General features: G+C 71.6%; 21 protein-coding genes. 6 read left to right on the top strand and 15 right to left on the bottom strand.

All coding sequences use genetic code 11. The features are described from left to right. Positions 1-36: 36 nt before the first annotated feature. Complete coding sequence (locus ACFYV5_RS01295; protein WP_389162910.1) at positions 37-741, top strand: hypothetical protein; 705 nt, start codon at positions 37-39, stop codon at positions 739-741. A 310-nt stretch (positions 742-1051) separates the two neighbouring features. Beyond that, positions 1052-1639: a hypothetical protein gene (locus ACFYV5_RS01290; RefSeq protein WP_355106466.1), complete on the top strand. Its 588-nt coding sequence runs from the start codon at positions 1052-1054 to the stop codon at positions 1637-1639. Between the two features lie 43 nt (positions 1640-1682). Here ACFYV5_RS01290 and ACFYV5_RS01285 read toward each other — a convergent pair whose 3' ends face one another. From ACFYV5_RS01285 to ACFYV5_RS01275, 3 genes are all read right to left on the bottom strand, one after another. Further along, on the bottom strand, positions 1683-3206 hold the full coding sequence (locus tag ACFYV5_RS01285; protein ID WP_389162907.1) for a serine/threonine-protein kinase: 1524 nt from the start codon (positions 3204-3206) through the stop codon (positions 1683-1685). A gap of 140 nt (positions 3207-3346) precedes the next feature. Beyond that, positions 3347-4252 (bottom strand): poly-gamma-glutamate hydrolase family protein, encoded by a 906-nt coding sequence (locus ACFYV5_RS01280; RefSeq protein WP_389162904.1) that lies wholly within the window; start codon positions 4250-4252, stop codon positions 3347-3349. Positions 4253-4315: 63 nt separating this feature from the next. Then, positions 4316-4951, bottom strand: coding sequence for a nucleoside/nucleotide kinase family protein (locus ACFYV5_RS01275; protein WP_389162901.1), 636 nt, complete (start codon positions 4949-4951; stop codon positions 4316-4318). A gap of 48 nt (positions 4952-4999) precedes the next feature. Between ACFYV5_RS01275 and ACFYV5_RS01270 the strand changes: the two genes are divergently transcribed. Continuing rightward, positions 5000-5392: a VOC family protein gene (locus ACFYV5_RS01270; protein ID WP_389162898.1), complete on the top strand. Its 393-nt coding sequence runs from the start codon at positions 5000-5002 to the stop codon at positions 5390-5392. Between the two features lie 18 nt (positions 5393-5410). Here ACFYV5_RS01270 and ACFYV5_RS01265 read toward each other — a convergent pair whose 3' ends face one another. Then, positions 5411-5905, bottom strand: a complete 495-nt coding sequence (locus ACFYV5_RS01265) for an ATP-binding protein (RefSeq protein WP_389162895.1) — start codon at positions 5903-5905, stop codon at positions 5411-5413. A gap of 146 nt (positions 5906-6051) precedes the next feature. Here ACFYV5_RS01265 and ACFYV5_RS01260 point away from each other — a divergent pair, with 146 nt between their 5' ends. Further along, a complete protein-coding gene (locus ACFYV5_RS01260) occupies positions 6052-6891 on the top strand; it encodes a Scr1 family TA system antitoxin-like transcriptional regulator (RefSeq protein ID WP_389162892.1) in 840 nt (279 codons plus the stop codon). Then, entirely contained in the window at positions 6888-7133 is a 246-nt protein-coding gene (locus tag ACFYV5_RS01255; RefSeq protein WP_389162888.1) for a DUF397 domain-containing protein, read from the top strand. The genes ACFYV5_RS01260 and ACFYV5_RS01255 overlap by 4 nt, the downstream gene beginning before the upstream one ends. A 9-nt stretch (positions 7134-7142) precedes the next feature. Here ACFYV5_RS01255 and ACFYV5_RS01250 read toward each other — a convergent pair whose 3' ends face one another. From ACFYV5_RS01250 to ACFYV5_RS01230, 5 genes are all read right to left on the bottom strand, one after another. Then, positions 7143-7739, bottom strand: a complete 597-nt coding sequence (locus tag ACFYV5_RS01250; RefSeq protein ID WP_355106451.1) for an ATP/GTP-binding protein — start codon at positions 7737-7739, stop codon at positions 7143-7145. Beyond that, positions 7726-8136, bottom strand: a complete 411-nt coding sequence (locus tag ACFYV5_RS01245; protein WP_389162885.1) for a DUF742 domain-containing protein — start codon at positions 8134-8136, stop codon at positions 7726-7728. The genes ACFYV5_RS01250 and ACFYV5_RS01245 overlap by 14 nt, the downstream gene beginning before the upstream one ends. Beyond that, entirely contained in the window at positions 8136-8555 is a 420-nt protein-coding gene (locus ACFYV5_RS01240) for a roadblock/LC7 domain-containing protein (protein ID WP_389162882.1), read from the bottom strand. The genes ACFYV5_RS01245 and ACFYV5_RS01240 overlap by 1 nt, the downstream gene beginning before the upstream one ends. Further along, the gene (locus tag ACFYV5_RS01235) at positions 8552-10864 is read right to left on the bottom strand and encodes a nitrate- and nitrite sensing domain-containing protein (protein ID WP_389162879.1); all 2313 of its coding nucleotides are present in this window, start codon (positions 10862-10864) and stop codon (positions 8552-8554) included. Before ACFYV5_RS01235 ends, ACFYV5_RS01240 begins: the two co-directional genes overlap by 4 nt. Before the next feature lie 410 nt (positions 10865-11274). Further along, positions 11275-12582, bottom strand: a complete 1308-nt coding sequence (locus ACFYV5_RS01230; protein WP_389162876.1) for a TerD family protein — start codon at positions 12580-12582, stop codon at positions 11275-11277. 88 nt (positions 12583-12670) lie between these two features. On the opposite strand from ACFYV5_RS01230, the gene ACFYV5_RS01225 reads away from it, so the two are divergent. Further along, positions 12671-13912 carry a benzoate/H(+) symporter BenE family transporter gene (locus ACFYV5_RS01225; RefSeq protein ID WP_389162873.1) on the top strand — a complete coding sequence of 414 codons (1242 nt, stop codon included), beginning with the start codon at positions 12671-12673 and terminating at the stop codon, positions 13910-13912. A gap of 3 nt (positions 13913-13915) precedes the next feature. Here ACFYV5_RS01225 and ACFYV5_RS01220 read toward each other — a convergent pair whose 3' ends face one another. The 6 genes from ACFYV5_RS01220 to ACFYV5_RS01195 form a co-directional block, all read right to left on the bottom strand. Next, positions 13916-14500 carry an NAD(P)H-dependent oxidoreductase gene (locus tag ACFYV5_RS01220; RefSeq protein ID WP_389162870.1) on the bottom strand — a complete coding sequence of 195 codons (585 nt, stop codon included), beginning with the start codon at positions 14498-14500 and terminating at the stop codon, positions 13916-13918. Further along, entirely contained in the window at positions 14497-15309 is an 813-nt protein-coding gene (locus ACFYV5_RS01215; protein ID WP_389162867.1) for an alpha/beta fold hydrolase, read from the bottom strand. Before ACFYV5_RS01215 ends, ACFYV5_RS01220 begins: the two co-directional genes overlap by 4 nt. Positions 15310-15413: 104 nt before the next feature. Beyond that, the gene (gene msrB / locus ACFYV5_RS01210) at positions 15414-15845 is read right to left on the bottom strand and encodes a peptide-methionine (R)-S-oxide reductase MsrB (protein WP_389162865.1); all 432 of its coding nucleotides are present in this window, start codon (positions 15843-15845) and stop codon (positions 15414-15416) included. Between the two features lie 25 nt (positions 15846-15870). Further along, on the bottom strand, positions 15871-17262 hold the full coding sequence (gene murC, locus ACFYV5_RS01205) for a UDP-N-acetylmuramate--L-alanine ligase (protein ID WP_389162862.1): 1392 nt from the start codon (positions 17260-17262) through the stop codon (positions 15871-15873). Between the two features lie 158 nt (positions 17263-17420). Beyond that, complete coding sequence (locus tag ACFYV5_RS01200; RefSeq protein WP_355106431.1) at positions 17421-17891, bottom strand: indole-3-glycerol phosphate synthase; 471 nt, start codon at positions 17889-17891, stop codon at positions 17421-17423. 106 nt (positions 17892-17997) lie between these two features. Then, a complete protein-coding gene (locus ACFYV5_RS01195) occupies positions 17998-18777 on the bottom strand; it encodes a pyrimidine reductase family protein (RefSeq protein ID WP_355106429.1) in 780 nt (259 codons plus the stop codon). Positions 18778-18779: the final 2 nt, after the last annotated feature.

Genomic DNA, 18779 nt, shown 5'->3' with positions numbered 1-18779 from the left:
TGGACGTGAACATCGCGGTCGAGCAGCATGGTCGGCATGACGAAGACAGCTCGTATCGCCCTGGTCGGCGACCGTTCCCCGCACGTGAAGTCCCATGTCCGCATCCCTCTGTTGCTGGACGCGCTGGCCGAGCGCGACGGCCTGGTGCTCGACGCCTACTGGATCCCGACCGGGGACGCGGAGGCGCCGGGCGCGGTGAAGGGCTTCGACGCGGTGTGGGTGCTGCCGGGAAGTCCGTACGCGAGTGAGGCGGGCGCGCTGGCGGCGATCCGCACGGCGCGCGAGGACGGGATCCCGTTCCTCGGCACCTGCGGCGGCTTCCAGCACGCGCTGCTCGAGTTCGCCCGCGACGTCTGCGGCCTGACCGGCGCCGCACACGCCGAGAACGACCCGGCGGCGGCCGGCGACGACCTGCTGATCGCACCGCTCGCCTGCTCGCTGGTGGGCCACGAGGGCGCGGTGCGGGTGACGCCGGGCTCGCTCGCCGAGTCCGTGCTCGGCGCCGAGCGGACGACGGAGCGGTACCACTGCAACTACGGCCCGGACAGCCGCCACCTGGACACGCTGCGGGCGCACGGCCTGCGGTTCACCGGCGAGGACGAGGAGGGCGGGGTCCGGATCGCGGAACTGCCCGGACACCCGTTCTTCCTGGCGACGCTCTTCCAGCCGGAACTGGCGGGCGACGGCTCGCGCCCGCACCCGATCGTACGGGCGCTGGCGCGGGCGGCGGTGGAGCACTAGGGGGTGTCTTGTCGATCAGGCCGGATCAGGGAGCGGGGTCTGGTGCATGGGGTCTCCCCAGGCCCGCCAGGGCCGAGGGGACGGATCGCAAGGCGGAGGAGGGAGACAACGCGGTGGGGGCACCTCCCGTGCCCGAAGGGCTACGGGGGAGTTGGCGACCGACGACAACGCGGCGAGACGCGGTGCCAGGGCACGCGAGCCCGGCCTGATCGACAAGACACCCCCCAGGTCCAGGACATCGCGCCGCCCGCCCCCCGCGGTGGCGAAGGGCGCATACGGTGAGCTGCGGGGCGGCCGATAGCGTGCGGGCATGGCGATGACGGGGAAGCGGCGGGTCCTGTACCGGCAGGGCACCGGGTTCTGGCGGATGACGGCGAAGTGGATTGTGGTCTTCGGGGCCCTGTACCTGCTGGACGGCGGGCTGCTCCGGTCGTGGGGCGACGCTCTGGTCCTGCCGATGATCGGGATCCTGCTGTGGGTGCCGTTCGGGATCGGCGTCGTCTGGTACCCGAAGAAGGACCAGCGTGTCGAGCTGACGACGCGTGAACTGCGAGTGCGGCGCAAGCGGCTGCCGATGGAGAAGGTGAACCTGCTGCACGTGGCGCGGCTGTGGCTGGAGGGGTGGTCAACCGCGGACGACCAGCCGGTGGGGGAATGGAGACGGTTCGACCGGGTGGTGTGGGTCCCGCTGCGGGACGGCCGGGCGTTCGGCGTGGAGTTCCGCGACCCGGCCGCGTTCGCCAAGGTTTTCGGCGCCTTCGCCGTCGCGGCGTGCGGCGGGCCGGACATCGTCCGCGCGAGGGCCGCAGTGGAGACCTACCCGGATCCGCTCCCGATGCGGCCCCGCCCCGCCGACGATCGGGGCTCCTGGCTGGACTTCTTGGACATCTTCAACTGAAAGCCGGGAACACCGGCAAGGGGCAGCGCTCGCTTGGTCGCCGTCAGGAGCCGCGGGCGAACGGCCTGCGTATGTCGTTGCGTATCTTGTGGGTCTCCGCCGCCGCACGTTCGATGGTGACGGTGGGGTCGAACGTCACCACGGCCCTGGTGTTGGCGTCTCCCCACGCGCACTGGGTCTGCTTGGTCGTCGCCTCGCAGCGGAAGTCCACGTCCGCGCCCGGGACGCGTTTCGTGACGGCCGGCTCGACGACGGTGTCGTCACCCCTCTCCGAGGAATGCATGAGGCTGTCACGTTTCGCTTCCACGAACTTGAACCGGCCGAACTCGCCCCAGATTTCCACCGTCTCGGACTTACGGGCCTCGGCAGTGGCGGCGTACGTGACGGTGAAACTCCTCACGTCCCTCTCGAAAAAGCCGTCCGAAGGCCCGTCCGGCGTGAGAGACGAATGGCCGTCGTGTGCGTACGCGCCTCCCAGCAGGGTCTTGGGCACGATGAGTTCGTGCGTGGCGTCGGGGAAGGACGCGTCGGAGAACTCATAGCCTCCGTAGCCCGCACCGCCGAGCACGATCACGGCTCCGGCGACATAGAGCTTCGTGCGCCTCTTCTTCCTCGGCCGGGGCGCGGTGCCCGGCAGGGAGGCAACGGTCATGGCACTGTGGACGCCCCCGTCGCCCGGCGCGGTCGCCGCCCCAGGCGTCGGTGGCGGTGCTGGTGCCGGAGAGGGGCGTACGCCCGCATCCGGCAGGGTCAGCGAATGCACCACCTCCGTCGGCCGCGGAGCGGTGCTGGGGACGAACAGGTTCAGCAGCGCTTTCGGGGTCGGCCGTTGCGCCGGGTCCTTGGCCATACAGGCGGCAACCACCGGTCGGATGCCTTGGGGGACGTCGGACAGGTCCGGCTGCTCGTGCACCGCCCGATACATCAGCCCCATCGGAGTACCTTCTCCGAACGCCTTGCCACCCGCCGCCGCGACCAGCACCGCACCCAACGCGAACACATCGGCGGCCGGGCTGACTTCGAGTCCTTGCGCCTGCTCGGGGGCCAGGAAACCAGGGGTGCCGAAAGCTGCTCCGGTAGAGGTGAGCCGGGACGATTCCAGAGCCCGGGCGATCCCGAAGTCGAGCACCCGCGGCCCGTCGTCCGCCATGATGATGTTGCCCGGCTTGAGATCACGGTGGACGAGACCACAGTCGTGAATGGCCTGCAGCGCCTCGGACAACGCCGCACCGAGCAGACGGAGCGCGGGCTCGTCCATCGGCCCCTGGTCGGCGAGCAGGTCCGAGAGCGTCGGCCCGGCGATGTAGGCGGTCGCCAGCCACGGTGCAGCCGCGTCCGGGTCGGCGTCGACGACCTGCGCGGTGTGGAACCCGCCGACCCTGCGGGCGGCTTCGACCTCCGCGCGGAACCGGGCACGGAAGTGCGGATCGGCAGCCAGCTCGGAACGGGCCACCTTCACGGCCACAGTGCGTCCGCCTCGGGAACGTGCCAGGTACACCGTCCCCATGCCGCCCGCGCCCAGCTCGCGCTCCACCGTGTAGTGGCCCACATGCTCCGGCAGATCCATTGCCGCCCCCGTCCCGCCCCATGCGTCCCCAGCCCCCCGGCTGGAATGCCGCGCGCCAGTATGGTCGACCTCACCCTCTGGCGTCACGTAGGGGTGCTGGGTACCGCGTGGTCAGACCGCCGGGGAAGTGCCGCCCGCCGCTACTGGGCGGCGCGGCCGAGTTCGTGCTGGTGGACGGCTTCGCGTACGGCGCCGACGAAGCCGTTCCAGAAGTGGGCCTCGTCGGCGGATCCCACGCCGGCGGTCGTCCGGCGGCCGGAGGCGCTCGTGAAATCACCGAACATCGCCTTGCGCAGTTCGGTGGACAGCTCCAGCTGGGCGCCGGCTCCCGTACGCGTGCGGTTGACGATGTTCTCGGGGTCGTCCCCGTTCAGCGGGGAGTCGACGCCCGCGAGGAGCACGGTGACGTCCCGCGCGGCGTCGCTGTTCCCGGTGGTGAACCCGTGCCCGGCGAAGGCCGCCGCGAGGTTGCGCATCAGGCGCGTGTCCCGGCCGCCGATGAGGATCTGCTTCGCCGGGGTACCCGCCTGCGGGGTGAAGCCGTGCAGGGAGACGGCGTACAGGTTGGCGCCGCAGACGGCCAGCGCGGCCGGGTCGTCGCAGTGGGTCGAGGTGACGTGGAGCGCGCTGGAGGAGGCCAGCCCCTCGAACATCCAGTAGTCGCGTTGCGGCACTCCGGTCAGGGCCACCGGGGCGGTACCGGCCCCGGCCGGGGTGTATCCGGCGACGGCGAGGCACAGTTCGCTGGTGCCCGCCTCGATGCCACCGCCGTGCGGCGCGATGATCGCCGTGCTGCGGACGGGGTCGCTCGCGGCGCTCACGTTGTCGAAGAGTTCGGCCCGGGGGTGGGTGCGGAAGCGCCGCATCCAGTGGACGCCCTCCTGGTACGTGGTGCTGCTGTACAGCGCCGTGTTGGAGGGGAAGTTGTCCGCGGTGGTGGCCGCGGCGGCCGTACTGCCGTTCCCGGCGAGGTCGTTGATCAGCGGCAGGCCGGCGGCTGCGACGGCCATGGAGGTCAGGAGGGTACGCCGACTGGTGTGATTCATGCGGCGATCATCTCCGAAGGCCGGGCGACGGCTCGGGGCGGGTCGGCTTATGGGATCAGCTCATCAGCTCATCCGGACGACGAGGTGGGCGCGGTCGCGGCCGCGAGCGACGAGCCGGGCGTTGGACTCGTCGGAGTCCCGGACCCAGCGTTCGGCGTGGGCCGGGTCCTTGCCGAAGCGGACATGGCGTTCGACGAGGCGGGGCACGCGGCGGTGGTCGTCGAGTTCGAGGTACCAGGCCTCGTCGAGGAGGGGCAGGACGGTGGCCCAGGGGCCCTCGTCGTGGAGCAGGTAGTTCCCCTCGGTGATCACGAGCGGGACGTCGGCGGCCACGGGTATCGCGCCGGCGACGGGCTCCTCGATCGCGCGGTCGAAGGCGGGGGCGTAGACGGTGGTGCCGGGCTCGGGGGCGCGCAGCCGGGCGAGAAGCGCGGCGTACCCGACGGCGTCGAAGGTGTCGGGCGCCCCCTTGCGCCGCGCGCGCCCGAGCCGCTCCAGCTCGCGCTGGGCAAGGTGGAATCCGTCCATCGGCACAAGGGCGGCGAGCCCGTCGAGCCGGGCGACGAGCCGGGCGGCGAGCGTGGACTTCCCGGCCCCGGGCGCCCCGGCGAGCCCCAGGATCCGCCGCCGGCCGGGAACGGCGAGGAGCCGGGCGCGGGCGGTGAGCTCGGCGAGCAGCTGGGCGTCCATGGGCCGCATTCTCCCACCGTTTGGCACCGGTGGAGTCATACGTATAACCTCGAAGTCATGTCCTTCATCGCTCTCGTGACCCTCGTCGTCCGTGACTACGACGAGGCCATCGCCTTCTACACCGACGCCCTCGGTTTTGAACTCGCCGAGGACGCCGACCGCGGCGACGGCTCCCGCTGGGTGGTCGTCCGCCCGAAGGGCGGCCCCGCCGGTACGGGCCTCCTCCTGGCCCGCGCGAAGGGCCCGGCCCAGGAGTCCGCCGTGGGCGCCCAGACGGGCGGCCGCGTCGGCTTCTTCCTGCACACCGACGACTTCGCCCGCGACCACGCCCGGATGACCGCGTCCGGCGTCCGCTTCCTGGAGGAGCCCCGCCACGAGCCGTACGGCTCGGTCGCGGTCTTCGAGGACCTGTACGGCAACCGCTGGGACCTGCTGCAGCCGGCGCCCTGACCGGCCTGGCGGTGCGCCTCAGTGGCGGGGAGTCGCCGTTTGCGGATACGAGGACCCGCTCCGATGACTGGAGAGGTCGAGTTCGGCGCGGACCGTCTTGCCGACAGGGACGCGGTCTCGGACCTCCCAGCGCGAGGCCAGGGCCTCGACGATCAGCAGACCTCGCCCGGCGTCGCCGAGCGGCGCGGGTCCGGTGAGGGCGCCGGGGGCCGGCGGACGGCGTTCGGTACGGGTGTCGGAGACGTCGATGCGGAGAAGCCGCCCGGGCGTGTGCGTGAGCGTCAGCTCGAAGTCCCGCCCGGGGACCCGGCCGTGGGTGACGGCGTTCGCCGCGAGCTCGGCGACGAGGAGCGCGGCGGTGTCGGAGGCGGCGGTTCCGTGCGGGACGCCCCAGCGGTCGAGCTGGTGGAGAGCAAGGCGCCGGGCGAGTCGGGCGCCGCGTGGGGTGGAGCTGAAGCGCTGGGTGAACACACGTACGGTGACGGGTTCTTGATGGGTCAGGGGGGAGGTCATGTGATCAATGTGGCGAGGCCGGGGGCGGGTTGCCAGGTCAGCCACCCGTACGCTGCGTGAGCGTACGGGTCCGGAGGGTGGACAGTACCGGTAACGGCCCGTAACCATGGCCCGGTTGGGGTGGTGGGGCACGGGAGGTGTACGGGATGACGGACGGGTACACGACGAACGGCGGCGGCGAGCCCGAGGCGTCGGACAGCTTGAAGTCCTTCGGCGAGGTGGTCAAGACCTTCCGCAAACGGGCGCGGCTCACGCAGGAGGAGTTCGCGCCGAGAGTGCGGTACTCGCTTCCGACGGTGGCCTCGATCGAGCAGGGGCGGCGGTTTCCGCCGGCGGACTTCGTGGACCGGGCGGAGGAGGTCCTGGACGCGTTCGGGGTGATCAGGGCGGCGGCGAAGCATCTGTCGCGGCAGCCGGGGCTGGCGAGCTGGTTCCGCCAGTGGGCGAAGCTGGAGGCGGAGGCGCTGAGCCTGTACACGTACGAGAACCGGCTCGTGCCGGGCCTGTTGCAGACGAAGGCGTACGCACACGAGCTGTTCGCCGAGCAGCGGCCGCCGCTCGGGGACGAGCAGATCGAGGCGCAGCTCGTCGCCCGGCTCGAACGGAAGCGGTTACTGACGGAGCGGCCGAACACGGCGTACAGCTTCATCGTCGAGCAGCACGTCCTCGAACGTCCCACGGGTGGCACGGAGGCGATGCGGGAGCAGATCGACCACATTCTCGAACTCAGCACGCGGCGGAACGTCGAGATGCAGATCATGCCGAAGACACGAGGGCATCACGCCGGACTCGACGGGCCCATGCGGCTCCTGGAGACCCCGGACAACCGGTGGTTCGGCTACTGCGAGGGGCAGGAGAGCGGCCAGTTCGTCTCCGACCCCAAAGTGGTCAGCATCCTCCAGATGCGGTATGCCAGGATGCGCTCACAGGCTCTTACTCTGGAAGACTCCCGGAGCCTGTTGCGGCAGATGCGAGGAGCTACATGAGCACCACAGAACTGGCCTGGTTCAAGAGCAGCTACAGCGGCGGCAGCGGCGACGACTGCGTCGAAGTCGCCCTCTCCTGGCACAAGTCCAGCTACAGCAGCGGCGGAAGCGGCGACTGCGTCGAGGTCGCCGCCTGCCCCACCACCGTCCACGTACGCGACTCCAAGAACCCCCAGGGCCCCCAGCTCGCCCTCGGCCCCGTCACCTGGACCGACTTCGTCGCCTCCCTCGCGGTCGGGTGACCCCGCGGTTCAGACGGTCGCCCGGGTCCCGTCCGCCCGGGCGATCAGCATGTCGAGCAGCGAGAGCAGGGCCCCGCGCACGTCGTCCCGGGAGCGGGCGTCGAGCATGAGGATGGGGGTGTTCGGGTCGCGCAGGTGCAGGGCCGCTCCGATCTCCTCGGCGGTGTAGTGCTGTTCGCCGTGGAAGCAGTTCGCGCCGACCACGAACGGAAGCCCGCGGCTCTCGAAGAAGTCGACGGCCGGAAAGCTGCGGTCCAGGCGGCGTGTGTCGACCAGGACGATCGCCCCGAGCGCCCCGTTCAGCAGGTCGTCCCACATGAACCAGAAGCGCTCCTGGCCCGGTGTTCCGAACAGGTACAGGACGACTCCGGCGTCGGTGAGGGTGATCCGGCCGAAGTCCATCGCCACCGTGGTGACCGTCTTGGACTCGATGCCGTCGAGGTCGTCGACGCCGACGCCCGCGGCCGTCAGCCGTTCCTCCGTACGCAGCGGCTCGATCTCCGAGACCGTCTCGACCAGGGTCGTCTTGCCGACGCCGAATCCTCCGGCGATGAGGATCTTGACGGGGGCCGTGACATCGTCGGCAGGGGTGTCATATCCGGGCAAGGTTGTCCCTGATTCTCATGAGCAGGTGGACGTTGGTGGTCGCGGCCGCCTCCAGGGGCGGCTGGTGGTGGATCAGCCCACGGTCCGCGAGTTCGCCGAGCAGAAGCGTCATCGGGGTGAGGCGGATCCTCATCCGCGCGGCGATCTCGGCGACCGCCCTCCCGTTCGGCGGCGCGCACAGGGCGAGGACGGCCTGCCACTCCGTGGGCAGACCGCCGTGGGCGTCCGCGGGCACCGCCGCCGTGATGGTGGTGTCCATGGTGAGGACGGTGTGGGCCGCGGCTGTACGTCCATCGGTCAGGGCGTACAGCCGCGTACGGCGCCGGCTTCCGCGCCGCGGCTCGTGCGGCTCGCCCGGCTCGTGCGGCTCGGCCGGCTCGCCCGGCTCGGCCGGCATTACGAGCTCGGCGTCTGGGCGCGCTCGGGGGTGCCCAGCCACTCGCCGAGCGCCTGCGCGGTCCGTACGGCCTCGCCGCCCAGCTCGCCGAGGCGCGCCTTGCGGGAGGTCACCACGATGAGCGTGCTGCCCTCGCCACAGCCGACGATGCAGAGGTAGCTCTCGTCCATCTCGACAAGTTGGCGGATGACCCGGCCGCCGCCGACCTCCCGGGAGATCGCCTTCATGGTGGCCGCGACTCCGGAGGAGGCGGCGGCGATCCGCTCGGCGCGGTCCCGTTCCAACAGGTAGGCGCTGAGCATGATGCCGTCGTTGGACAGGAGCACGGCGCCCTGGATGCCGGCGATCCTGCTCAGGTTGTTGTCCAGGACGCTGTAGATCGCGCTGTCGGATGTCGCGGTGTTGGGTGTCGTCGTCATGGCTGATCCTGTCGGAGCTCTTCTTCGGCTGTCTGGGTCCCGTGTTCGTAGTCCGCCCAGGCGTCGGCGACCTCTTCCGGGGTCGCCTCGTCCTGTACGACGGCCTCCTCGGGTGCGCGGGGCGCGCGGAGTTGCTCGGCGATGTGGGTCTGCGGGACGCGCTCGGGGAGGGCCCGGCGCGAGGGGCTGTCGGGGGTGACGCCCGGGATGCCGTCCGGGGTGACGCCCGGCCCCTCGGGTGCCCGCTCCGCCACCCGGCGGGTCGGCAGACCGGCGCCCGTGTGCAGGACCAGCTCCGGCTTGCGCTCCACCGGCGGACGCGGCGCGGGGACGGCCGGTGGCGCGGGGAGGGAGGGCGGCACCGCCTCACCTGACGGCACCCGTCCGGGCTCCGTGGTCGACTCCGTCCGTACCAGCAGGTCCCTGGGCAGGATCACCACCGCCGACGTGCCTCCGAAGACCGAGCGGCGCAGCGTGACCGTGGCCCCCAGCTGCTCGGCGAGATGGCCGACCACGAAGAGTCCGAGCCGGTGGGCGTTCTCCGCCAGGACGGAGTACGGCGGGGCCGTGTGCAGGCGGCCGTTCATCTCCTCGTAGCGCTCGGCGGTCACGCGCGGCCCACGGTCCTCGATCTCGACGGACAGCCCGTCCGCCACGGCTTCGGCGCGGATGACGACCTTCGACCTCGGCGGGGAGAAGCGGGTGGCGTTGTCGAGGAGTTCGGCCAGGAGGTGGCTGACCTGGCTGATCACCCGCGGCTCCACGCTGATCTCGTCGAGGGCATGCCGCTCGATGCGCCGGAACTCCTCGACCTCGGCCGCCGCCTCGCGCAGCAGGTCGGCGACGCGCATGGGCTCGGTGTGCGGGTCGGGGATCTCGCCGTCCGCGAGGATGAGCAGGTTCTCGATCTGTCGCCGCATGCCCACCGTCAACTGGTCGGACTTCATCAGCTGGGCGAGGAGTGCTTCGTTGTGGCCGAAGGCGTCCTGGAGGTCCTCGGTGAGGCTCAGCTGGCGGCTGACGAGGTTTCCGGTGCGCGAGGCGATGCCGGCGGCGAACATGCCGAAACCGTGACGCTCCGCCGCGAGCTGCCGGTGTCCGTCGACGGATACGGCGACGACACGGGCGAACGCGTCGCTGATACGCCCCACTTCGTCCCGCTCTCCGCCGACCGTCGGCAGCGCGTCGGCTGCCACGCTCTGCCCGCGCTGCAGTCGGTCGACGACGTCCGGCAGTGTTCTCTCGGCGACGGTCACCGTGCGTTCGTGCAGGTCGCGCAGGCGGCGCAGCACCGAGCGGGTGGTGAGGACGACGACGAGCACGACGAGCACCAGCGCTCCACCGCTTCCCGCGATCAGCCAGGTGACCTCGGCTTCGAGCTCGGCGGCCTTGGCGTCGGCGCGAGCGACCACGGCCCGCGACCGCTCGGCGTTGAGCGCGGCGAGGCCGGCGGCTACCTCCTTGTGCGCGGCCGGCCAGGCGGCGATCTCGCGGGGCAGTCTCACGCCGCTGCTGGAGTCGAGGTCCTTGTGCTCGGAGAGGACGGCGTCCTCGATCGCGGTCTTGGTACGCCAGGCGTCCGAGCCCGTCAGCCGGGCGTAGGACGCCTGCTCCTCGGCCGGCAGATAGGGCACGACCCACGTGTCGTACAGGTATCGCTGGGCTCCGACGGCGTTGGCGAACTCGCCGAAGGCGGTGGGGCTGAGCTCTCTGGAGGGCTCGGCGAGGGCGAGGAGCGTGTCCTCGCGTGCCACCATCTCGAAGGCGGAGAACATCGCGGTCAGCGGCCGGCTCTCCTCGACCAGTTCCCCGTCCTCGCTGTGGCTGAAAGCGTCCTGGTAGACGCGGACGATCTGGTCGATCAGACCGGTGTAATAGGCGATCGCGCCGTGGGCGCTGCTGCTGCGGGTGTCGGCGCGCTCGCGGTACGCGGCCAGGTCGCCGAGGCCGCTCGCCACCTCCTGGAGGTGACCGTCCTCGTTGTGGCTGTCCCCATGCGCGGCCGCCTCGGGGCCGGCGGGCACGAGCGCGCGGAACCCGGCCGCCGACCGGTCCGTGGCGGCGCGCAGGTCCCGCAGGTCGTTCTCGGACACGGACGCGCCGGCCCACCGGGCGGCGGTCATCCTCCGCTCGGCCTGCAGGTCGGTCATGAGCGTGTACAGGGGTGCGCCGTACCGCTCACCGGCCGCCACATCGGCGCGCAGGTGCTGGGACCTCTCAAGGAGTTGACCGGCGATCACGAGGACCTGGGTGCCCATGGCCAGGATGGGGACGACCGCCAGCCAGATGAGCAGCGTGCGCAGGCGCACGGTACGTCGTCGACGGGCCGCCGACCGCACGGGTGCGCCATGAGGTTCTATGGGAGACATCAGCCCTCGGGAGCGGAGGAGGCATGGGGACGGGCCGCCGACCGGACAGGCGCGCGATCCTGGGGTGCGGACGGCGGGGGATACGCCCGATCCGGCTTCGACGGTATGTGCGCAGGGATCATAACCAGCCACACCGGGTAATCGGAGGGATTGATTCCGACTTTGATGCGTGGTAACGGGAGCCGGGGGCGTTGCCCGAAGGATTCCGTATCGGAACCCAACCGGTATCTCTCTTCGTACGGATGTCGGCCCGTCAGCTCGTCTACGCGAACCCACACCTGACCTGCTCTCCGCCCCCGCCGTTCGTCGCGGCGGGAGCGGGGCAGTCGGTCGGTCGGTCGGTCGGTCGGTCAGCGTCTGCCCCACCACGACCGGCCGCTCTGGGCGCTGCGGATGTCGGTCACGTTCGCCAGGCCGTCGTCGTTCCGCGGCCCGCTGTAGGGCTGTACCCGCTTCAGCTTGGCCCGCCACGGGCCGTCCGCCATCTCCATGTGCACGATGAGCGGGCCCTCGGGCAGCGGTACGGTCTCCCGTCGCTTGCCGATCTCGTTGACGACGTTCTCGTCCCTGGGCAGGGTCGTGGGGTCGTCGTGCCCGGCCAGTTCGTAGAGGTTGACGATGAGGTTGTCGTCGCCTCGGTAGTGGAGGGCGAGGTCGGCCGTTCCCCCGGTGTGCAGCAGGACGTCGGGACCGCGGCTCTCCAGCTGTTCCTCCGTCAGACGCCGGGCCGATGCCAGCGGCAGCACCCGGAGCTGCCAGGGGCCTTCCGCCTTCAGCTGCAGACGCAGCAGCCCGTTGCCGGGGACGTGGGCGAGCAGTCGGCCCTGGAAGTCCTCCTCGGTGCTGTTGACGAGGGTGTCTCCCTCCTTGTTGAACCGGGTGAGGGGCCACAGGCCGGTGTATCCGTCACCCCGGATGGCGAGTTCGACCACGACCGGCCCCGGCGGGAGCCCGTCCACGGTGATCACGTCGTTGTCCCGGCCGGTCTGCGTGTACGGCTCGAAGACCGCACCGAACGACCACTCCGGCGCAACCGTCCCCGGCACGGGCTGTGGAGCCGTCACCGTGGGCGCCGGCACCTGGAACGGGACCGGGGCGACCGGGGCGACCGGGGCGACCGGCACAGGGGCCGGCGGCTGGAACGGAACAGGCGACGGTGACGGCACCGGGGCCTCGTCCGCCACGTCCACGCCGTGGTCCGCCACCAGGCCCGCGAGGCCGTTCACATACCCCTGGCCCACCGCGCGGAACTTCCAGCCCCCCGCCCGCCGGTACAGCTCCGCCAGCACCATCGCCGTCTCGCCGCCCGCCTCGGTCACCTCGTACCGCACGACCGACGTGCCGTCCGGTGCGAACGCCTCCACCGACGGCCCGTCCACGTCCCGCAGCGCACCGCTCTCCGTCGACCCGACCACGAGGACGCGGACGATCTCCTCCTCGACCGCGGTGAGGCCGGCCTCCAGCCACGCCGTGCCGTTCTCCTCCCCCAGCATCCGTACCGCGCCCGACGGATGGACCGGCGCACCGTGGAACACGATGTCCCCGTCCCCCCGGACCCTGCCCGTCTCCGTCAACAGCAACGCCGAGACATCCAGCCCGGCCCGTACGGCGATCCGCAACGGCACCGTCGGAACGAAGGCGTTGGCTCCCTTGATCATTTCCCCTCCCCGAAATCGATCACTGAGGGATCTTCCGGCCACGAGGGCCCGAGAGGCAAGGCACGCGGTGTGCCAGGATGGCCCGACCATGGCCTTCATACGACGCCTGCGGGCCGCCGCGCCCCCCACCGCCGTCTCGGCCGGCTTCCTCGCCATGCTCATCGGCGTCACCAGCTCCGTGGCCGTGGTGTTCACCGCTGCCAAGGCCGCCGGGGCCACCTCCGCGCAGCTCACCTCGTGGGTCTTCGCCCTGGGCATAGGCATGGGCGTCACCTGCATAGCCCTCTCCCTGCGCTACCGCGCGCCCATCGTCACGGCCTGGTCGACGCCGGGCGCCGCCCTGCTCGCCACCGGGCTGCAGGGGGTGACGATGGCGCAAGCCGTCGGGGCGTTCCTGCTGTCGGGTGTGCTCATCGTGATCAGCGGGGTCACCGGCTGGTTCGAGCGGATCATGAACCGGATTCCGGTCCCGCTCGCCTCCGCGCTGCTCGCCGGGGTGCTCCTCCAGTTCGGCACCGAGCTGTTCACGCAGATGGAGCGGGACGGCCTCATCGCCGTTCCCATGTTCCTCGCCTATCTGGCGGGCCGGCATTGGTTCCCCCGGTACGCGGTCGTCGGCGCGCTCGTCGCCGGGATCGCGGCGACCGCGTGGCAGGGTTCCTGGAAGCTGGACGGCTTCGCGCTCACGCTCGCCGAACCGTCCTTCGTCCGCCCCGAGTTCAGCTGGCAGGTCCTCGTCGGGGTCGGTCTGCCGCTCTTCGCGGTGACGATGGCCTCGCAGAATCTGCCGGGTGTGGCCGTCCTGCGCAACGCCGGTTACTCCACGCCCATCTCGCCCCTGCTGACCTGGACGGGCGGGGTCAACACCGTCCTCGCGCCGTTCGGCTGCTTCGGTCTGAACCTGGCCGCGATCACCGCGGCGATCTGCAGCGGCGAGGCCGCCCACCCCGACCCGCGCAAGCGCTATGTCGCGGGCGTCTGGGCGGGCGTCTTCTACCTTCTCGTCGGTCTGTTCGGCGGTACGGTCGGCTGGCTCCTCACCGCGATGCCGCCGGCCCTGGTCCTGGGCATCGCGGGCATCGGGCTCCTGGGCACCATCGGCAGCTCGCTCACCTCGGCGCTCCTGGACGAGCGGCTGCGCGAGCCGGCCGTGGTGACGTTGCTCGCCACCGCGTCCGGCTTCACGCTCTTCGGGATCGGCTCGACCTTCTGGGGCCTGCTGGCGGGCGTCCTGACGCTGGCGGTGGGCGACCTGGCCCGCCGCCGGTCCCGGAAGAACTCCGGCGCGCAGCCGGAAGACATCACGCCCGAGGAGGCGAAGAACCGCTGAGCCTCAGACCGATCGCGCCAACTCCGCCGCCCGTGCCAGGTGCTCGTCCTTGAGGGCCGCCCACTCCTCGGCGCGGGTCGCCGAACCACCGAGGACGACGAACTCGCTCGTGCTCGCCCGCGGCCCGATACGGTCGGTGAGCATGGCGGTCCGCATCGCCTGGTGGCACCCGGAGGCTTCGAGCTCGGCGACGGTGTACCCGGCCGTGCACAGCGCGAGCGCGTGCCGGGCCACCCGGAGCCGCGCCGGCTTGTACGCGAACCCGACCGTCCACACCCGGTCGAACCAGCCCTTGAGCCGCGCGGGGCAGTCGGCCCACCACACGGGGTAGACGAACGCCCACGCGTCGGCGGCGTCCAGCCGGGCATGCTCGGCGGCGACGTCGGAGGGGACGGGCGCGTCGGCGCGGTGGCCGGACTCGCGCTCGTACTCCTCGCGCGTGAGTTCGGAGCGGAACTCCATCGCGTAGAGGTCCGAGACCGTGTACGTGTGCCCGGCGGCGTCCAGCCCGCCCAGGAACGCGTCGAGCACCTCGCGCGTGAAGCTCCGCTCGCTCGGGTGCGCGTAGACGACATGGACGTGCGTCATGAGCTCTGCCGCTCCGTACCGGCGGTGAAGAAGCCGGTCAGGACCGGGGCGAGAAGCGTCGGGTCGATGGCGTGGTCCTGGCCGGGGAAGGTGTGCAGGGTGTAGTTGTCCCCGCGTGCGGCGAGTTCCCTGGCGCCTCCCAGCATGTGCGCCGCGCCGGCGTCGCCGCTGCCGACGAGGACGGGAATCGTCACGGACCGCCAGCGGTCGGCGGGCAGGGGACGGCCCGACATGGTGTCGCCCATGATCCAGCCGTCGTAGGGAAGGGTGCGGGCGGTGGACTCCATCCCGGCCCAGAAGGGGGCCTGCCGCATCCCTTCGACGACCTCGGCGGGCAAGCCCACGGCAGCGGTCATGAAGTACGCGACGGCATCTCCGTACGCCCCCTGCTCCACGAGGTCGTCCAGGCGGGCGACGTAGTCGGCGGGCAGCGGCGGCCGGGTCGCGTCGACGACGAACGGCGGTTCGTAGAGGGCGAGTCGGGAGACCGCGCTGCCCCGGGAGGTGGCCTCCAGCGCCAGCACGCCCCCGGAGGACATGCCGAAGACCATGGCCTCGCCGCCCACGCGTCCGATCAGCGCGTCCAGGTCCTCGACCTCACGCCGCACGTCGTACGGGGCGTTGTCCCCGCTGTCGCCGCGGCCCCGGCGGTCGTACGTGATCACGGTGAAGCGGTCGGCGAGCAGGCCCGCGAGGGGGGCGAAGTCGCCCCGCGTCATGAAGGCGCCGCCGACGAGCACCACGACGGGGCCGGAGCCCCGCCGCTCGTACGCGAGGGCCGTGCCGTCGGCCGAGAACACCTTCTCCATGCGGAACCCCACCCCGTTCATCGCTGCGGCACACCTGCCGTAGCCCCGTGATCTTCGGAACGGGACGGTACAGGCACCACTCGGGACAACGGAACGGCGGGGGCTCAGCCCTTGCCCGGCTCCGTCTCCGGCTCCGTCTCAGGCGTCAGCCGCAGCGAGATCGAGTTGATGCAGTAGCGCTGGTCCGTCGGGGTCGGGTAGCCCTCACCCTCGAAGACATGGCCCAGATGCGAGCCGCAGCGCGCGCACCGCACCTCGGTGCGGACCATTCCGTACGAGCGGTCCTCGATCAGTTCGACGGCGTCGCTGTCCTTCGGGTCGTAGAACGACGGCCATCCGCAGTGCGACGCGAACTTCTCGGTCGAGGTGAAGAGCTCCGCGCCGCACGCCCGACAGGAGTAGACGCCCTTGGTCGTGGTGTCGGTGTACTCGCCCCGGAACGCGGGCTCCGTGCCCGCCTGGCGCAGTACCTGGTACTCCGCCGGGCTCAGCTCCGCGCGCCACTGCTCGTCCGGCTTCTCGACGTCGTACGACATCGGCTCACTCCCTCTATCTCGACCTCTACTTCGACAGGTGGGCGAGGATCCGCGGGCCGAGGTCCGTGACGTCGCCCGCGCCCATCGTCAGAACGAGATCACCGGGCCCGGCCATTCCCGCGACGACGTCCGGGACGGTCGCCTTGTCATGGACCGCCGTCACGTCGGCGCCGGCCGCACGGGCCGCCGAGATGATCAGCTCGCTGGTGATGCCGGGGATCGGGTCCTCGCGCGCCGGGTAGATGTCGAGGACGACGGACGCGTCGGCGAGGGCGAGCGCGTCGCCCATCTCCTTGCCCAGCTCCTGGGTGCGGGAGAAGAGGTGCGGCTGGAAGACGACCAGCAGACGGGAGCCTCCGGCGGCGCCGCGCATGGCCTCCAGGTCGGCGGTCATCTCGGTGGGGTGGTGCGCGTACGAGTCGATGACCTGGACGCCCGCCGCCTCGCCCTTGAGCTGGAGGCGCCGGCCGACACCGGTGTACGCGGTGAGGGCGCGGGCCAGCTCCGCCGGGTCGATGCCCACGCGGGCACCGGCGGCGAGGGCGGCCGCCGCGTTGTGGGCGTAGTGGCGGCCGGGGACGGAGACGGTGAAGACGTACTCGACGCCGTCCATGACGACGGTGACCTCGCTGGTCATGCCGTTCGGGACGATCTTCCGGATCCACGCGTCGGAGGTCTCGGACTCGCCGACCGTGACGATGTGGAGGTCACGGCGGCCGGTGACGCGGCCGGCCAGCTCGCGGGCGCCCGCGTGCTCGCCGACGACGAGGGTGCCACCGGGGCGGATCTTGGCGGTGAACGCCTCGAAGGACTCGTAGATCTCGTCCATCGACGCGTAGTTCGCGTGGTGGTCCAGCTCGACGTTGAGGACGATCGCGACCTCGGGGTCGTACTTCTGGAAGCTCCGGTCGCTTTCGTCCGCCTCGGCCACGAAGACCGCTCCGTCACCGTGCCGGGCGTTGGTGCCGGGGCCCGCGAGGTCGCCACCGATGGCGTACGAGGGGTCCAGGCCGAGCTCGGTGAGCGCGACGGCCAGCATGGAGGTGGTCGTGGTCTTGCCGTGCGTACCGGCGACGGCGATCGCGCGCAGGCCGTCCATGAGGGAGGCGAGCGCGTCGGAGCGGTGCACGACCGGGATGCCGAGTTCGGCGGCGCGGGCCAGCTCGGGGTTGTCGGCGCGGATGGCGCTGGAGACCACGACGGCGCTGGTGTCGTCGGCGAGGTGGGCGGCGGCGTGCCCGATGTGCACGGTGGCGCCGAGGGCGCGCAGCGCCTCGGCGGTCGCGGACTCCTTCGCGTCGCTGCCGGCCACCTTGGCCCCGCGCTGGGCGAGGATCTTCGCGATGCCCGACATTCCGGCACCGCCGATGCCGATGAAGTGCGGCCGTTCCATGGCGGCAGGGATGGCGGGTGCCATGCGGATCTCTCCCCGGGGTGCGACGTACAGGAGGGCCCCAGCCTAGTGCTTCGCCCGGACGGCCCCGGGCACCGTGCCCAGGGCCGTCCGGGCGGCCTCCGTCACTCGCGGTACGTCACGGCACGTCAGGTCACCCGGCGTGCGTCACGCGCCGTACGTCACTCGCTGTGCGCGAACAGCTTCAGGACCGGGACCCCGACCTTGTGGCGTGCCCGGGAGGCCCAGTCCCGGTGGAAGAACTCCTCCACGTAGTGCGGGGCGGTCAGCACGATCACCTCGTCGGCCGCCGACTCGTCGACGACGGCCTTCATCTTGTCCAGGGGGTGGTCCTCGACCACTTGTCCGACCGCCTCGCAGCCGGCCTGCCGAAGGGCCTGCAGGGAGTGCTCCAGGGCCGCCTCCGCGGGGACGCGCGCCGCCTTTCCTTCCGGTTCCTCGCCCTCGCGGGCCGCTTCCTTCAGCTCGCCCAGGGCGACGTCGTCGATGGCACGCAGCAGTACATCGGCCTGGTCACCACGGGGCTGCATCAGCACGATGAAGGACACGCCCTCGTCGCCGTGCAGGGTGGTGACGAATTCCACGTCGACGGACGTGAGGGGCTTCTCGATCATCAGAACGCTTGTGAACACCTCAGGAGCCCTTCTGCGGAAACCATCCTTCCCCGTGCCCGCACGGGGTCTACGGGGGTAAGTGTGCCCAGCGGAAGCTAACCGGAACGACAAATTCCGCCGTTTGTCAGATCCGACGGTAGCGGGTGAAGAGGAACCCGGCCTCCTCCAGCACCGACGCCACGGCGAACCGTTTCGGGACGTCCACCGGCGGGCCTCCCGCGATCCGCTGCGCGGTGCCCGCCGTCATCGTCGGCGACACCGTCAGACACAGCTCGTCGAGCACGCCCGCCGCCACGAACTGGCCGAGCAGCCGGGGCCCGCCCTCGGTCAGCTGGCGCCGCAGCCCGCGCTCCGCGAGCGCCTCCACCGCGCGGGCCGGTTCCACCCCGGGGCCGTCGCCCGCGATCACCACCTCCGCGCCCGCCCTCACGGCCGCTTCCACCCGCTCGGCGGGCGCCGCGGCGCCCGTCAGGACCAGCGTCGGCACCAGCGGCTCGGTGAAGAGCGGAGCGGAGAAGTCCAGGTCCAGGGAGGCGCTCACCACGGCGATCACCGGCGCCGGGCCCTGTCCGGCGGCCGCCCGGCGGGCCGCGAACGCGTCCCGCGCGCGGGCCGGCCGGTACCCCTCCTGACGTACGGTCTGCGCCCCCACCACGATCACGTCGGCGAGGCCGCGCAGCGTCCCGAAGATCCGCATGTCGGTGTCGGAGGAGAGGGGCTGGGAGCGGCCGTCGTGCTGACCGGCCCCGTCGAGGGAGGAGACCATGTTGGCGCGCAGCCAGCGGCCGTCCGGGGGCAGCTCCGGGTACGGGTAGAGGTCGGCCAGCTCGTCGAGGGACCACTCCCGGTCCGGGGCGGAGGCGTCGTCGGCTGTCATGTCCGTCACAGGGAACAGGCGTCGCATCC

It is taken from the genome of Streptomyces sp. NPDC003035 (assembly GCF_042888285.1).
GTDB lineage: Bacteria > Actinomycetota > Actinomycetes > Streptomycetales > Streptomycetaceae > Streptomyces.
The sequence above is the reverse complement of the archived record's forward strand: the minus strand, read 5'-3'. Positions and strand labels throughout refer to the sequence as shown.